Here is a 14,437-nt window from a genome sequence, read left to right as displayed (position 1 = left end):
AAGGTTGCGCGCCCGCCGCCGCTCAGCCGGCCTGTGCCGCGGCCCGCGTTGCCTCGACCCAGGCCGTGGTCATCTTCTGGGCATTGGCGCGAACCGTCTCCAGCCAGGCATCGGCGGCCAGTGGGGATGAGGGTGTGGCGGCGGCTTTTGCCGGCGCCAGGGCAGCAGCCCAGGCGTTCCCCATTTGCTGCCATGCCGACGCCCAGGCATCCTGCCCGGACGAAGCGGTGGCCTCACCGTTCAGCCGTTTGGACGCCTCCCCCTTCGGTATCGGGCCCGCATGGACCAGGTGCTTCGTGCACGCGGCCTGCAGATCACCCCAGGCCGCCAGGGCATCGCCCTGCGCGGCGAGCGCATTGACGATGCTCTTGCCGAGGAATTCGGCCTGCACGTTGAGCCAATCCTTGGGTTCCTTGCTGGCCGCCAACTTGCGGGCGGCTTCGGACATGTCCTCGGCGAAGGTGCGGGCCATCCTGGCCTGGGCGCGCCTCGACACCTCCAGGCCGTGCAGCCACAGCTGCTGCATCTGCTGCAGCTGCAGACCGGAAGATGCGGATGCAGCCTCCGGAGACTCGCCCGGTGCCGCATCTGCGCCTCCGGCAGTTGAAGACATGGACTTCGTCGTGGTGCGTGTCATGGCGTGCTCCTGAGGGATGGGTGCTGCCACTGTAGGCGCGGGCACCAACGGCGCCTTGATCCATCGCAAGGCAGGAACGCAGCAATTCCATAGAGTCGATCCATCGCCATTCTCGCAAGGGGCTCGCCATGCGCAAGACACTGGTCGTCTTCTATTCCAGCACCGGCACCTGCCGCCGCCTGGCCCAGTTGCTGAACACGCAGTTCGGCTGGCCCCTGGGCGAGATCCGCGAACCCCATGTGCGCGTCGGCTTGCGGGGCGTGCTGCGCTGTGTGGCCGATTCATGGCTGAGCCGGGAGCCGCCGATCCGCTACGAAGGCCCCGCGCTGCGGGACTTCGACGCGGTGGTCCTGCTCGCGCCGATCTGGCTGTACCGGCTGGCCGGGCCGATGCGCAGCTTCATCGCGTCGCACGGCGCCGAACTGCGGCACTATGCGGTGCTCTCGGTGATGGGCGGTCGCGGCGCACCCAATGCCGTGGCGGAGATCGGCGCGCTCACCGGCCGTGCGCCGCTGCTGAGCATGGCCTTCACGTCGCGCGAGGTGGACGACGGATCGTGCGTGGCCCGGCTGCCCGCCTTCGCCGCGGCGGTGGAAGGCGCGGCCACCGCCGACACGCCGCTGCGCCCCCACGAGCTTTCGCCGCACACGGCGTGAACACCGGGCCGGGCCGCCGGTCGACGACCCGTCGTGGCATGGCCGGCAGGCCGGCTCAATGCACCATCAGCACCGGCACCGTCATCGATTGCAGCACCGTCCGGCTCATGCCGCCGAGCACGAACTCGCGCAACCGGTTGTGGCCGTAGCAGCCCATCACCAGCAGGTCGACCCCGAGGTCCGCCGCCCGTGACAGCAGGTTCTGGCCGATGTCGCCACGCTCCGCACCCGCGGCATGGACCGCCGCCGTGATCCCGTGCCGCCCCAGGTACTGCGCGATGCGGTCCAGCCCCGGCCTGGCATCGTCACCGTAGCTCACGACGTGCACCTGCCGCGCACGCGCAAGCCAGGGCAGGGCCGCCGCAACCGCACGCGCAGCTTCGCGGGTTTCCTTCCAGGCCAGCAGCACGGTGGTGCCAGGCGGCTGGCCGTGGCCGACAGGGCTTGCATACGGCAACACGAGCGCGGGCTTCCCGGTGGTGACCAGCAGGGTCTGCACCATGTCGGCCGGCACGTCGCCGCCGGCTTCATCGTCGGGATCGCGCTGCCCGAGGATCAGCAGGTCGGCGTAGAGCGCTCGCTGGGCCAGGCCGCAATGTGCATCGCGCAGGCTGTCGCCCCAACTCAGCCGCGGCGACGCGGCCGCATGCGATTCGAAGATGCGCAAGGCCTTCGCGCGCCGCTCCGCGTCGAGTTCGCGCATCGTCGCGATCGCCTGGCCGCCGCCTTCGAGCGAGGCGGTGACGCGCAGTTCCGCCGGCAACACCGCGTACTGCACCGTGGCATCGGCGCCGAAGCACTCAGCCACCTGCCGTGCGACTTCGATGCGCCGCGCGGCGTGGGATGAACTGTCCATGTGGACGAGGATCGAGCGAAGGTTCTGCATGGGCGGCTCCGTGATGGTTTGGATCGAATCCCGAAGCTACAGGCTCGGGGCCGCCGAGGCATTGCGCCATGTCAATCGCCGCAGTGACGCCGCGGTCGCGCCGGCCAGAACGCTGCCGAAGGCGAAGCAGCCGGATCGCCCTTTGATCCACCGCAAGACACCCGCCCGCAGGCTTTCTAGACTGCTTCGGCAGGCCCTCAAGTGGCCTGGTGCCAAGCGTTCTGAACTTCAACGAAAGGACATCTCATGAAAACGGATCTACAACTGCGCGACGACGTGCTCGCCGAACTGAAATGGACGCCGGACGTCGACGAAACCGATGTGGGCGTGATCGTCAAGGATGGCATCGTCACCTTGACGGGGCACATGAAGTCGTATGCGGAAAAACATGCCGCCGAGCGCGCGACGCAACGTGTCGCCGGTGTGAAGGGGGTGGCGGTCGAACTGAAGGTCCAGTTGCCCCTGAGCAGCCAGAGGACCGACGCCGACATCGCCGCCGCGGCCGAGCGGGCCCTCGAGTGGGACGCGCTGGTGCCAAGCAATGCGGTGCGTCCCACGGTGGAGGGCGGGTGGGTGACCCTGGACGGCAGAGTCGAATGGGACTACCAGCGCAGTGCCGCTCACCGCGCCGTGCGCAATCTCCTCGGGGTGACGGGTGTCACCAACAATGTCGCCATCGTTCCCAGGGCATCGCTCAAGAACATCGAACAGGCCATCCACGGCGCGCTCGAACGCCAGGCCGAGCGTGAAGCCAAGCACATCGAGGTGTCGGTGAGCGGCAACCAGGTGACCTTGCGCGGCAAGGTGCACTCCTGGGCGGAACGCACGGCAGCGCAAGGTGCGGCATGGTCCGCACCGGGCGTGGCGACCGTCGTGAACCACATCGAAGTCACCTACTGAGGGTTGACTGGCTGACCGGCGATGCGGGCAGGTCGGCCGGTCAGGGCACCAGCACGGCCGCGCCGTGCACACGGCCTTCGCGCAGGTCCAGCAGCGCCCGGTTCGCCTCGCGCAGGGGATAGGCCGTGGTCGTGGTCTGGATGCCGACCAGCGGCACCAGGCGCAGGAAATCCTCGGCGTCGCTGCGGGTCAGGTTGGCGACCGAGACCAGTTGCCGCTCGTGCCAGAGGAGCCGATAGGGGAAAGCCGGGATGTCGCTCATGTGGATGCCCGCGCAGACCACGCGCCCCCCCTTGCGTACGGCCTGCAGCGCCAACGGCACCAGGTCCCCCGCGGGCGCGAAGATGATGGCCGCGTCGAGCGGCTGCGGTGCGGCCTGGTCCGAGCCGCCGGCCCAGTCGGCGCCGCATTCCCGCGCGAAGGCCTGGCCCGACGTGTCGCCCGGCCGGGTGAAGGCGGCCACCCACCGCTTCTGCCAGCGCGCCACCTGCACGACGATGTGGGCTGCCGCGCCGAAGCCGTAGAGTCCGATGCGCGTGCCCTTGCCCGCCGCGACCAGCGAACGCCAGCCGATGAGCCCGGCGCACAGCAGCGGCGCAAAGCCAACATCGTCGCCCCCTGCCGGAAGCCTGAACGCGAAGCGGGCATCGGCCACCACCTGTGTGGCGTAGCCGCCGTCGCGGGTGTAGCCGGTGAAGCGCGCGTTGTCGCACAGGTTCTCGGCGCCGCGCAGGCAATAGGCGCACGTGCCGCAGGTGGCGCCGAGCCAGGGCACGCCGACGCGGTCGCCGATGGCGAGTTGCGTCACCCCGGCACCGAGCCCGTCGACATGGCCGACGATTTCATGGCCCGGCGTCACCGGCAGCGCAATGCCGGGCAGTTCGCCGTCCCGCACGTGCAGGTCGGTGCGGCACACGCCGCATGCCGACACGCGCAGCCGGATCTCACCCGCACCGGGCACCGGATCGGGCAGCTCGGTCCACTGCAGCGGACGCGAGGTGGCCAGCAGGCGCATCGCGTGCATGGTCGTCTCCCGGCTAATGCGCCATCAGCACGGGCAGCGTCATCGAGCGCAGGATGGTGCGGCTCACACCGCCCAGCACCAGTTCGCGCGCGCGGCTGTGGCCGTAGCAGCCCATGACCAGCAGGTCCGCGCCGATGTCGGCGGCGCGCGAAAGCAGGTCTTCGCCCACGGCCACATCGCGCGCCTGCGACGCATGCTGGATGATCGCCACACCGTGCCGCGCCAGGTAGTCGTGCAGCGCATTCAGCGAAGCCCCCTCGTCCTCGGCATAGCTGATGGCGTGCACCTGCCTCGCCTTGCGCAGCCAGGGCAGCGCGGCAGCCACGGCATGTGCGGCTTCGCGGGTTTCCTTCCATGCGATGAGCACGGTTTCGCCCACCCGGTCGAAGCTGCCGGCGCTGGGCAGCACCATGACCGGCCGCCCGCTGCGGGCCACCTGGTGGAACACGAAATCCGCCGGGGTTTCGTCCACCACGGCATCGGCCTCGTCGCGCTGCCCCAGGAGCAGCAGATCCGCGTAGAAGGCACGGCTCTCGAAGTTCCATATCGAATCGCCCGGCGAAGCGGTCCAGCGCATGCGCGCCGAAGTGCCCGCGAGGCTGCTCCAAAGCCGGCAGGCCCTGGCGCGGCATTCGTCGTCGTACTCCTGCAGCCCCATGGCGCCGGCCATGCCGTCCAGCCCCATGGGATGGCGCAGCAGCGAAGGGACCACGGCGTACACGCCGATGGCCGTCGCATCGAAGCTCTCGGCCAGCCGCTGCGCCACGCGGATGCGTTCGGCACAGCGCTCCGAGCTGTCCAGGTGTACCAGGATCGATTGGATGTCCGCCATGATGGTCTCCTTGCCTGCGAGGGTGTCGTGAACGCTTCGACGGTACGGGCGCGTGCGGCAACGGTCATTGACCTGCGTCAATCGGTCGCATGCGGACGTTGAAGACACTGGAGCCATGCATCCAAGGCGGATCCCGCCGGCTTGATTGGGGACGTTCATGAAACTCGGCTTTCTCGGCGGCGCGGGCACGGTCACCGGCTCGAAATACCTGGTCGAACACGCCGGCCGCCGGCTGCTGGTCGATTGCGGCCTGTTCCAGGGGCTCAAGCCACTGCGTCGGCAGAACTGGTCGAGTCTGCCGGTCGATGCGGCCAGCATCGACACCGTGGTGCTGACCCATGCGCACATCGACCACAGCGGCTTCCTGCCGCGCCTGTACGACCTGGGCTTCAGGGGCCGAGTCATCGCCACGGAAGCCACGGTCGCGCTGTGCCGCCTGCTGCTGCTGGATTCGGCCTATCTCCAGGAGGAGGAGGCCCGCTACGCCAACCTGCACGGCTTCAGCAAACACGCGCCGGCACTTCCCCTCTACACCCAGGACAGCGCGCGCAAGGTGCAGTCGCTGATGGCGGGCCAGGCCATGGACAGCGCCTTCGCGCCGCTGCCCGGGCTCACGGCGCGCTTCAGTTACGCCGGCCACATCCTGGGTGCGGCGAGTCTGCATCTGAGCGGCGAAGGCCGTTCGATCCTGTTCTCGGGCGACCTGGGACGCAGCGACGACCTGGTCATGAAGCCGCCGGCGCCGCCGCCTGCGGCCGACGTGGTGCTGATCGAGTCGACCTACGGCAACCGCTCGCACCCGCCCGGTGACCCGGTACAGCAACTCGGCGAGGTCATCTCACGCACCGCCGCCCGCGGTGGCATCGTCGTCGTGCCGGCGTTCGCCGTGGGGCGCGCGCAGGCGCTGCTGTACATGGTCCAGCAGTTGAAACGCGGCGGGCGCATTCCCGATCTGCCGGTCTACCTGAACAGCCCCATGGCGGCCAACGTCACCTCGATCTTCCAGCGGCACGCGGACGAGCATCGCCTGTCGCCGGAAGACACGCGCGGCCTCTGCGATGGGGTGCGGATCGTCACCACCGAGCAGGAATCCAGAACCCTCAACACCTTGCACATGCCGTCGATCATCATCAGCGCCAGCGGCATGGCCACCGGCGGGCGCGTGGTGCACCACCTGAAGGCCTATGCACCCGACGCGCGCAACACGGTGCTCTTCACCGGCCACCAGGCGGTGGGCACGCGCGGCGCGGCCATGGTCGGCGGTGCGACCCAGGTCAGGATCCACGGCCAATGGATACCGGTGCGCGCCGAGGTCGCCAACCTGGAAGGCCTCTCCGCCCATGCCGACCGTGAAGGCCTGCTCGCCTGGCTGGCGGCGCTGCCGCGTGCGCCCCGTCACGTCTACGTCACGCACGGCGAGCCGGAGGCGGCGGACGCGCTGCGCCTGTCGATCCAGGCCGATCTGCGCTTCCCCTGCGAGGCGGCGCAGTACCTGCAGAGCGTGGAGATCTAAGTCACGGTATCGAAGCCGGCCGCCGCGTGCCCAGGCTGCGGGACACCAGTGCCAGCAAGGCCCAGTTGCATCCAGCGATCGCCAGGCCGATGCCGAGCTGCGCCGGCGAGGGCCATGCGAGCCGAAACAGATCCCGCGCGGCCGGCCAAGCCAGCACGGTGGCCAACATGCCCAGCGCCACGGCGATCGACGCCAGCATCGCCAGGCTGACCGCCGCAGCGCCGTCGGCCGGGCGCCTGTCGCCGGTGCGATAGCTGAGCAGAAGCGCCACGTTGCCGAGCACCAGCAGGGCAAAGGCCGCGGTGCGCACGCCTTCCTCGTCGAGCCGCGCGGCGCGGGCCGCGGCGCAGGCCAGCAGCACGGAGCCCAGCACCAGCAGCCCGCGCACGACCCACGGCCACACGCCGGCATCGCCGAACAGCGAGCTGCGCGCGCGGCGCGGCGGGCGCGACATCGCCTGCGACTCGGAGGGCTGCGCCTCGAAGGCCAGCGAGCACGCGGGATCGATCATCAGCTCGAGCATGGCGATGTGGATCGGCAGCAGCACCAGCGGTCCGCCGCCGATCACAGGCAGCAGGCAAAGACCCGCGATCGGAATGTGGATGGCCACCAGGTAACCGCAAGCCTGCGTCAGGTTGGCGAAGATGCGCCGGCCGACGGCGATCGCCTCGACGATGGAGCTGAAGCGGTCGTCGGTGACGATCAGATCGGCCGCCTCGCGGGCCACGTCGGTGCCGCGCCCGCCCATGGCGATACCGATGTCGGCCGCGCGCAGCGCCGGCGCGTCGTTGACGCCGTCGCCGGTCATCGCCACCACTTCGCCGTTGCGCTGCAACGCCCGCACGATCCGCAGTTTCTGCGCGGGCACGGCCCGTGCGACCACCCGCACACGACGCAGGCGCTCGCCCAGGGCGGTCTCGTCGAGCGCGTCGATCTCGGCGCCCGCGAGGATGCCTTCGCCCGCGTCAATGCCGGCCTCGGTGGCGATGCTGGCTGCGGTACCGGCGAAGTCGCCGGTGACCATGATGACGCGGATGCCGGCCTGCTCGCAGCGGCGGATGGCCTGCGGCACTTCCCGCCGCACCGGGTCCGCCAGCGCCAGCAGGCCCACGAATTCGAACCGCAGGTCGGCCAGCCGCGCCGGCAGTGCCTCCCGGGCGACCTCGGCACGCGCCACGCCCAGCACCCGCAGCCCGGCGTGGGCGAGCTGCTCCACCGTGGAAAGCGTCGCGGCCGTCCGGTCCGGCGGCATGCCGCACAGCCCGGCAATCGCCTCGGGGGCCCCCTTCACGGCGACGAAGGCCGGTGCGACCCGCTCGGGCTGCCAGGCATGCGCCACGGCCAGCAACTGCGGGCTCAGCGGGTATTCGCGCAACGGCACCCAGCCCGTGGGCCGCGCGGGCAGCGAGGCCTGGGCGCATGCGGCCTGGATGGCCTGCTCCATCGCATCGGCGGTATCGGCCGGACTGGCCAGCCCCGCCACCCGCAGCACCTCGGTGAACGCAGGCGCCAGCCCGGCCGTGGAGAGCGCCGTGCCGATGCGCTGCATGTGGCCGTCGGCGCTGTAGAGCCTGACCACCTGCATGCGGTTTTCCGTCAGCGTGCCGGTCTTGTCCACACACAGCACGGTGGCCGCGCCCAATGCTTCCAGGGCCGGCATGCGCCGCGTCAACACGCGCTGACGCGAGATCCGCCAGGCACCGATCGCCAGGAAGATCGCCAGCACGACCGGAAACTCCTCGGGCAGCAGCGCCATGGCCCAGGCCACGGCGGCCAGCGTCGCCTCGATCCAGTGGCCTCGGGTCCAGCCCAGCACCAGCGCCATGCCGAGCGCCACCGCCAGCACGCCGAAGGCCACCTTGCGCACCAGCATCCCGGTGGCCTCCTGCAGCGGTGTCCGTTCGCGCACGATGTCGTTCAAAGCGGCGCCGATGCGTCCGATCTCGCTGCGGTGCGCGGTCGCGGTGACGAGTGCCCGGGCCCGGCCCTGCACCACCAGCGAGCCGGCATGGACCCTAACCGCAGCGCCGTGCTGCACGCCGCCGGGCGCCGCCGCGTCGGCCTCCTTGGCGACCGGCAGCGACTCGCCGGTGATCAGCGACTCGTCCACCAGGAGGTTGTGGGCGCGCAGGAGCACGCCGTCGGCCGGCACGCGGTCGCCTTCGCAGAGCAGCATGACATCGTCCGGCACCAGCTCGCGCGCATCCACCGCGCGCGGGACGCCATCGCGCAGCACCAACGCCCGCGGACTGGCCAGCTCGCGCAGGGCATCGAGCGCGCGCTCGCTGCGGCGCTCCTGCACCAGGGTGATGCCCATCACCACCAGCACGGAGACCGAAAGCGCAACCGCTTCGCGCCATTCGCCCAGCATGAAATAGAGCGCCGCACAGGCGACCAGCAGCAGAAACATCGGCTCGCGCAGCACCTCGTACAGGCTGTGCAGCCATCCATGCCGCCGCGTGGCGGCCAGCTCGTTGGGCCCGTGAGCGGCCAGCAGCGCCTGCGCATGGACCTCGCTCAGACCCTGCAGCGGGTCAGCGTTGGAGGACATATTCACCCGGCGCGTTGCGCAGCACACGGCCCATGCCGGCCACGCCGCACATTGGCGGCGGGGCCGTGCGCGGGCCGGAGCGTTCGGCCAGCCAGGCCTGCCAGGCCGGCCACCACGACCCCTCGCGCTCCTCGGCCTGCGCCAGCCATTCCTCGGGCCCGAGGTACTTGCCGTTGCGCGGGCGGCCATGGATGCGGTAGCTGCGCCCCGCATGGCCCGGCTCGCTCAGGATCCCGGCGTTGTGGCCGCCGCTGGTGAGCACGAAGCTCAGTTCCGCATCGGTGAGCAGGTGCAGCTTGTAGACCGAGCGCCAGGGCGAGATGTGGTCCTTCAGCGTGCCGACGGCAAACACCGGAACGTCCAGGTCCGACAGCGCCACCGGGTGATCCCCGACCTGGTACGCGCCGCGCGCGAGCGCGTTGTCGCGGTACAGGCTCTTGAGGTACTGCACATGCATCTGGTAGGGCATGCGCGTCGTGTCCAGGTTCCAGGCCGTCAGATCGTTCGGCGGCAGGCGCGCACCGAGCAGGTAGTCGCGCACCATGCGCGACCACAGCAGGTCGCGGGTGTTGAGGTAGGTGAAGCTGGCGCCCATCTGCGGGCCGTCTAGGTAGCCGGTCTGCCACATCATGTCCTCGAGGTAGGTGATCTGGCTGTCGTCGATGAACAGCGACAGTTCGCCAGGCTCCTCGAAATCGGTCTGCGTCGCGAGCAGCGTCAGCGACGCGAGCGAGTCGCGGCCTTCACGCGCCCAGGCCGCAGCCGCGATGGCCAGCAGCGTGCCGCCCAGGCAATAGCCCGCCGCATGCACCTTGCGGCCGGGTTGCAGCTCGGCCACCGCGTCCATCGCCGCCACCGGGCCGAGCGCCAGGTAATCGGCCATGTCGAGCGCCCGGTCTTCGGCACCGGGGTTGCGCCACGACACCATGAACACCGTGTACCCCTGCGAGACCAGGTAGCGGACAAGGGAATTCTGCGGCGAAAGGTCCAGGATGTAGTACTTCATGATCCAGGACGGCACGATCAGCACAGGCTCGGGAAACACCGTCTCCGTGACCGGGCTGTACTGCAGCAACTCGATCAGGTGGTTGCGGAACACGACCTTGCCCGGGGTGGCGGCGAGCTCGTGCCCCGGTCGGAAGCGGCTGGGATGGCCCGGCGGTGTGCCGCCGCCCAGGCGCGCCGCGTCGTCCATCAGGTTCAGCATGCCGCGCGCGAGGCCCTGCCCCCGTTCCTGCTGCACGGCGCGCAGCGCTTGCGGATTGGTCCACAGGAAGTTGGATGGCGACAGGGTGTCCAGCCACTGCCGCGCACCGAAGGCCACCACGTCCTCGTGGTGCCGGCTCACCCCGCGCACGCCGGTGGCGGCCGATTGCCACCACCGCTGGCCGAGCAGGAAGCCGCGCTTGAGCATGTCGAAGGGCCAGGTGTTCCAGGCCGGATCGTCGAAGCGACGGTCGCCGCCCCGCACGTCATCCTCCGCCGACGCGGGCTGACCTTCCTGCGCGGGCGGCGCCACGGGCAGCCATTGGAGCAGGGCTTGCCGCGCCTCTTCGGCCAGGGCCAGCTGCCGGCCGGGCGAGATCGCCAGGTGCAGCAGCCAGTCGAGGTAGGCCAGCATGAATGAGGCGGGTGAAAGCCTTGCGTCAACCTGCCCATGGCGGCATGCAGGCTGCGGTCGAGGTCGAGATAGGGATTGGCGCCGGCGGCATTCGGCTCTGGCGTATCGGAATCCATGGTGTTCCTCAGGGCTACGCGGGACACGGTGTCGAGCCGTTGCAGCATAAGCACGGCCACGGCCGGACCGCTTGATCCGCGTCAAACGCCGTCCGGTGGGCGCATGCGAAAGTCGCGCATCCCTGAAGGGGCTTCCATGAGCGTGCGCCATCTCCAACACCTGTTCCAGCCCCGTACCGTCGCCGTGATCGGCGCTTCCGACCGACCCCACAGCCTGGGTGAGATCGTCATGCGCAACCTGCGCACGGCCGGCTTCACCGGGACCGTGTGGCCAGTCAACCCGGGGCACGGGCGCGTGGCCGGCGTTCAGGCCTGGCCCGACGTGCAGAGCCTGCCCGAGACCCCGGACCTGGCCGTGGTGTGCACGCCGGCGGCCACGGTGCCGGAGCTGATCGCCCAACTGGGCCGGCGCGGCAACCGGGCGGCCGTGGTGCTCAGCGGCGGCATGCAGAAGCTGACCGCCAATGGCCAGAGCCTGCAGTCGCTGATGCTGCAGGCCGCGCGCCCTCACCTGCTGCGCATCCTGGGGCCGAACTGCGTCGGCCTGCTGGTGCCGCACCTGGGGCTGAACGCCAGCTTCGCCCATCTATCGCCTAAGGCCGGCAAGCTGGCCTTCCTCTCGCAGTCGGGGGCGCTCACCACCGCCATGCTGGACTGGGCCGACACCCATGGCATCGGCTTCTCGCACTTCGTCTCCATGGGCGACTGCGCCGACGTGGACTTCGGCGACATGCTCGACTACCTCGCCAGCGACCCGCGGACCGAAGCCATCCTGATGTACATGGAGTCGGTGCAGCAGCCGCGCAAGTTCCTCTCGGCCGCGCGCGCCGCCGCACGCAACAAGCCGGTGCTGGTGGTGAAGGCCGGGCGCGCGCCCGCGGGTGCCAAGGCCGCGGCCTCGCACACCGGTGCCCTGGCCGGAGGCGACGACGTCTTCGATGCCGCCATCCGGCGCGCCGGCATGCTGCGCGTGGACACGCTGCAGGAACTGCTCGACGCGGCACGCACGCTGTCCCGTGCCCGCCCGCCCCGGGGCGACCGGCTGGCGATGCTGACCAATGGCGGCGGCGCCGGCGTGCTGGCCGCCGACGCCCTGGCGCTGGGCGGCGGCTCCCTGGCCACGCTCTCGGGCCCGACCCTGGCTGCGCTGGACGCGGTGCTGCCCGCCGCATGGTCGCATGGCAACCCGGTGGACATCGTGGGCGATGCCCCCTGTGATCGCTACACGGATGCGCTGTCGGTGCTGATGCGAGCGCCGGAGGTCGACGGCGTACTGTTCATGCAGGCGCCGACCGCGATCGTGCCCAGCGCCGACATCGCGGCCGCCTGCCTGCCGCTGCTGACCCAGGGCAGCCGCACGGTGATGGCCTCCTGGCTGGGCGGGCGCGCCGTCGCGCAGGCGGTACGCTTCTGCGAAGAGGCGGGCGTGCCGACCTACGACACGCCGGAAGAAGCGGTGTCGGCCTGGCTGCAGGTGGTGGGCCATATGCACAACCGCGAAGCCCTGCTGCAGACACCCTCCTCGCGCCCGGACGACTGGCAGCCCGACGTGGCCGCCGCACGGCGCATCATCGAGGCAGCGCTGGCCGAGGGCCGCTCCCTGCTCGGCGAAGGCGCGGCAAAACAGCTGCTGGCCGCCTATGGCATTCCGGTGGCGGCGTCGGTGCTGGCGGCAACGCCGGCCCAGGCGGTGCTTGCCGCCGAAGGCATCGGCTTTCCGGTGGTACTGAAGATCGTGTCGCCGCAGATCTCGCACAAGTCCGACGTGGGCGGCGTGGCGCTGAACCTGCGCGACGCCACCGAGGTCGAGGCCACCGCTCTGGCCATGCTGGAGCGGGTGCGCAGCCTGCGCCCCGAGGCCACGCTGTCGGGCTTCAACGTGCAGCAGATGGTGCACCGCCCGGGCGCGCACGAGCTGATCGTCGGCGTCGCCAGCGATCCCGTGTTCGGCCCCGTGGTCCTGTTCGGCCAGGGCGGCACTGCGGTGGAAGTGCTGCGCGATCGCGCGGTGGCCCTGCCGCCACTGAACGCCGCGCTGGCCGAGGACCTGGTGGCACGCACCCGCGTGGCGCGGCTGCTCGCAGGTTACCGCGATCAGCCGGCCGCAGACCGCGCCGCGCTCAGCCGGGTGCTGGTGCGGATCTCTCAGCTGGTCTGCGACTGCGCCGAGATCGCCGAGCTGGACATCAACCCGCTGCTCGCGGATGGCGCGGGCGTGATCGCCTTGGACGCCCGGGTGCTGCTCGGCCCGTTGCGAGGCGATGGCCGCGGCCGCCTGGCGATCCGCCCCTATCCTTCGGAGCTGGCCCGGCCCTGCAGCCTGCCCGATGGCACGCGGGTGCTGTTGCGCCCCATCCGGCCCGACGACGAAGCCGCGCTCGCCCATTTCTACGAAACCGCGCCCACCGAGGACATGCGGCTGCGTTTCTTCGCGCGGCGCGGTTGCGTGCCACGCTCCGAACTCGCGCGCTACAGCCAGATCGACTACGACCGCGAGATGACCTTCGTCGCCTTCGACGCGGCCGACACCCAGCAGTCGCGGTTGCTGGGCTACGCCTGCGGCCTCAGCGATCCGGACAACGTGAACGTGGAATTCGCCGTGCAGGTGGCCTCCTGGGTCAAGCGGCACGGCCTGGCCACCGCGCTGATGCGCACGCTGAGGGACTATGCCGCCGACCGCGGCGCGGCGCGGCTGGTCGCCGAATGCCTGCCCGACAACCTGGCCATGGCGGGCCTGGCCCGCAGCCTGGGCTTCAACGTCCAGCGCGCGAACGGCGTGAACCAGCTCCGCCTGGAACTGGCCGCCTCCAGCCCGGCGACCCCATCGTCCCCGGCCGCGCCGGCACAGCTTCAGCTGCCCGCGGCCTGAGGACGGCGTTCGGCTGCCTCCTGGCAGGCCAGGCAGCGTGTGGACGCGGGCCGGGCTTGCAGACGCGCGGCTTCGATCGGCTCTGCGCAGTCCTCGCACAGGCCGTACCGGCCCTGGCGGATGATCGCCAGCGTGTGTTCGTTGTCACGCAGTTCGGCCAGGTCGCGCTCGACCTCGGCACCGGACACCGTCGACGCGAGGCTGTCCGTTGCCTCGTCCTTGAAGTCGCCCACCTCATGGCTCCTGTCGGGCAGCCGCTGCGCCGCAGCGATCTCGGCGCGCAACTCGTCGCTGCGCGCCTCAAGCCAGCGCAGCACCTCGGTGTGATCGATCGGCCTGTCCATTCAACGCACCAGCAGCAGGGGCACCTTGCATTGCGCAAGCACCTTGGTGGCCACCGACCCCATGACCAGGTTCTTCACCAGACCATGTCCGTGCGAGCCCATCATGACCAGGTCGAAACCATTTTCCTCGGCATACCGCGCGATCTCCTGCGCGGGATGGCCCACCTTGTAGACGTATTCGGCCTGGACGCCGTGGGATTGCAGGAAATCGCGCACCGGGTCGAGCACCAGGCGCGCGTCATCGGTGTAGTACAGCTTGACCGTCTCCGTGCCGACGAAGGCGGCCGCCCGGTGCGGCACCGGCAGCACGGTGGTGAGTACGGTGAACGCGTTGCCAGAGACGAGCCAGGCGTGGGAGGCCAGGTATTCGGTCATGCGCTTGGTGTAGTCGCTGCCGTCGACAGCCAGGAGGATCTTCATGATGGCCCTTTCGAGAGAATGCTCAGGCTGTCCATCATCCGCCGGTCGGCTGCAGGCCTGTTGCGTCA

The 14,437-nt window shown here is 70.3% G+C and carries 12 protein-coding genes; 4 read left to right on the top strand and 8 right to left on the bottom strand.

Going from position 1 to position 14,437, the window contains the following annotated elements:
- Window positions 1-22: 22 nt before the first annotated feature.
- Window positions 23-637, bottom strand: a complete 615-nt coding sequence (locus tag RD110_RS08690; protein ID WP_083686164.1) for a phasin family protein — start codon at window positions 635-637, stop codon at window positions 23-25.
- 128 nt (window positions 638-765) lie between these two features.
- Here RD110_RS08690 and RD110_RS08685 point away from each other — a divergent pair, with 128 nt between their 5' ends.
- On the top strand, window positions 766-1,293 hold the full coding sequence (locus tag RD110_RS08685) for a flavodoxin family protein (RefSeq protein ID WP_076198599.1): 528 nt from the start codon (window positions 766-768) through the stop codon (window positions 1,291-1,293).
- 55 nt (window positions 1,294-1,348) lie between these two features.
- Here the strand turns inward: RD110_RS08685 and RD110_RS08680 are convergent, their stop codons facing one another.
- Window positions 1,349-2,179, bottom strand: a complete 831-nt coding sequence (locus tag RD110_RS08680; protein ID WP_076198597.1) for a universal stress protein — start codon at window positions 2,177-2,179, stop codon at window positions 1,349-1,351.
- Window positions 2,180-2,425: 246 nt separating this feature from the next.
- Here RD110_RS08680 and RD110_RS08675 point away from each other — a divergent pair, with 246 nt between their 5' ends.
- The gene (locus RD110_RS08675) at window positions 2,426-3,079 is read left to right on the top strand and encodes a BON domain-containing protein (protein ID WP_076198595.1); all 654 of its coding nucleotides are present in this window, start codon (window positions 2,426-2,428) and stop codon (window positions 3,077-3,079) included.
- 40 nt (window positions 3,080-3,119) lie between these two features.
- Here RD110_RS08675 and RD110_RS08670 read toward each other — a convergent pair whose 3' ends face one another.
- Together RD110_RS08670 and RD110_RS08665 are read right to left on the bottom strand one after the other, a co-directional pair.
- Window positions 3,120-4,103, bottom strand: a complete 984-nt coding sequence (locus RD110_RS08670; RefSeq protein WP_076198593.1) for a zinc-dependent alcohol dehydrogenase family protein — start codon at window positions 4,101-4,103, stop codon at window positions 3,120-3,122.
- A 13-nt stretch (window positions 4,104-4,116) separates the two neighbouring features.
- Window positions 4,117-4,935 (bottom strand): universal stress protein, encoded by an 819-nt coding sequence (locus tag RD110_RS08665; protein WP_076198591.1) that lies wholly within the window; start codon window positions 4,933-4,935, stop codon window positions 4,117-4,119.
- Between the two features lie 157 nt (window positions 4,936-5,092).
- Here RD110_RS08665 and RD110_RS08660 point away from each other — a divergent pair, with 157 nt between their 5' ends.
- Window positions 5,093-6,448, top strand: a complete 1,356-nt coding sequence (locus tag RD110_RS08660; protein ID WP_076198589.1) for an MBL fold metallo-hydrolase RNA specificity domain-containing protein — start codon at window positions 5,093-5,095, stop codon at window positions 6,446-6,448.
- Window position 6,449: 1 nt separating this feature from the next.
- On the opposite strand, the gene RD110_RS08655 is transcribed toward RD110_RS08660, so the two are convergent.
- Both RD110_RS08655 and RD110_RS08650 read right to left on the bottom strand, forming a co-directional pair.
- Window positions 6,450-8,999, bottom strand: a complete 2,550-nt coding sequence (locus tag RD110_RS08655) for a cation-translocating P-type ATPase (RefSeq protein WP_076198587.1) — start codon at window positions 8,997-8,999, stop codon at window positions 6,450-6,452.
- Window positions 8,983-10,620 (bottom strand): PHA/PHB synthase family protein, encoded by a 1,638-nt coding sequence (locus RD110_RS08650; RefSeq protein ID WP_076198585.1) that lies wholly within the window; start codon window positions 10,618-10,620, stop codon window positions 8,983-8,985. Before RD110_RS08650 ends, RD110_RS08655 begins: the two co-directional genes overlap by 17 nt.
- A 252-nt stretch (window positions 10,621-10,872) precedes the next feature.
- Between RD110_RS08650 and RD110_RS08640 the strand changes: the two genes are divergently transcribed.
- Entirely contained in the window at window positions 10,873-13,605 is a 2,733-nt protein-coding gene (locus RD110_RS08640; RefSeq protein ID WP_076198581.1) for a bifunctional acetate--CoA ligase family protein/GNAT family N-acetyltransferase, read from the top strand.
- Here RD110_RS08640 and RD110_RS08635 read toward each other — a convergent pair.
- A complete protein-coding gene (locus RD110_RS08635) occupies window positions 13,587-13,949 on the bottom strand; it encodes a TraR/DksA family transcriptional regulator (RefSeq protein ID WP_083686163.1) in 363 nt (120 codons plus the stop codon). The genes RD110_RS08640 and RD110_RS08635 overlap by 19 nt on opposite strands.
- Window positions 13,950-14,369, bottom strand: a complete 420-nt coding sequence (locus tag RD110_RS08630) for a universal stress protein (protein WP_076198579.1) — start codon at window positions 14,367-14,369, stop codon at window positions 13,950-13,952. It lies immediately after the preceding gene.
- Window positions 14,370-14,437: the final 68 nt, after the last annotated feature.

Origin of the sequence: Rhodoferax koreense, assembly GCF_001955695.1 — a bacterium.
In the GTDB taxonomy this organism is placed as follows: Bacteria; Pseudomonadota; Gammaproteobacteria; order Burkholderiales; family Burkholderiaceae_C; genus Rhodoferax_B; species Rhodoferax_B koreensis.
The sequence above is the reverse complement of the archived record's forward strand: the minus strand, read 5'-3'. Positions and strand labels throughout refer to the sequence as shown.

Bases quoted from the DNA above. Each gene is read 5' to 3' on its own strand.
- RD110_RS08690 (WP_083686164.1), bottom strand. From the start codon at position 637: ATGACACGCACCACGACGAAGTCCATGTCTTCAACTGCCGGAGGCGCA.
- RD110_RS08685 (WP_076198599.1), top strand. From the start codon at position 766: ATGCGCAAGACACTGGTCGTCTTCTATTCCAGCACCGGCACCTGCCGC.
- RD110_RS08680 (WP_076198597.1), bottom strand. From the start codon at position 2,179: ATGCAGAACCTTCGCTCGATCCTCGTCCACATGGACAGTTCATCCCAC.
- RD110_RS08675 (WP_076198595.1), top strand. From the start codon at position 2,426: ATGAAAACGGATCTACAACTGCGCGACGACGTGCTCGCCGAACTGAAA.
- RD110_RS08670 (WP_076198593.1), bottom strand. From the start codon at position 4,103: ATGCACGCGATGCGCCTGCTGGCCACCTCGCGTCCGCTGCAGTGGACC.
- RD110_RS08665 (WP_076198591.1), bottom strand. From the start codon at position 4,935: ATGGCGGACATCCAATCGATCCTGGTACACCTGGACAGCTCGGAGCGC.
- RD110_RS08660 (WP_076198589.1), top strand. From the start codon at position 5,093: ATGAAACTCGGCTTTCTCGGCGGCGCGGGCACGGTCACCGGCTCGAAA.
- RD110_RS08655 (WP_076198587.1), bottom strand. From the start codon at position 8,999: ATGTCCTCCAACGCTGACCCGCTGCAGGGTCTGAGCGAGGTCCATGCG.
- RD110_RS08650 (WP_076198585.1), bottom strand. From the start codon at position 10,620: ATGCTGGCCTACCTCGACTGGCTGCTGCACCTGGCGATCTCGCCCGGC.
- RD110_RS08640 (WP_076198581.1), top strand. From the start codon at position 10,873: ATGAGCGTGCGCCATCTCCAACACCTGTTCCAGCCCCGTACCGTCGCC.
- RD110_RS08635 (WP_083686163.1), bottom strand. From the start codon at position 13,949: ATGGACAGGCCGATCGATCACACCGAGGTGCTGCGCTGGCTTGAGGCG.
- RD110_RS08630 (WP_076198579.1), bottom strand. From the start codon at position 14,369: ATGAAGATCCTCCTGGCTGTCGACGGCAGCGACTACACCAAGCGCATG.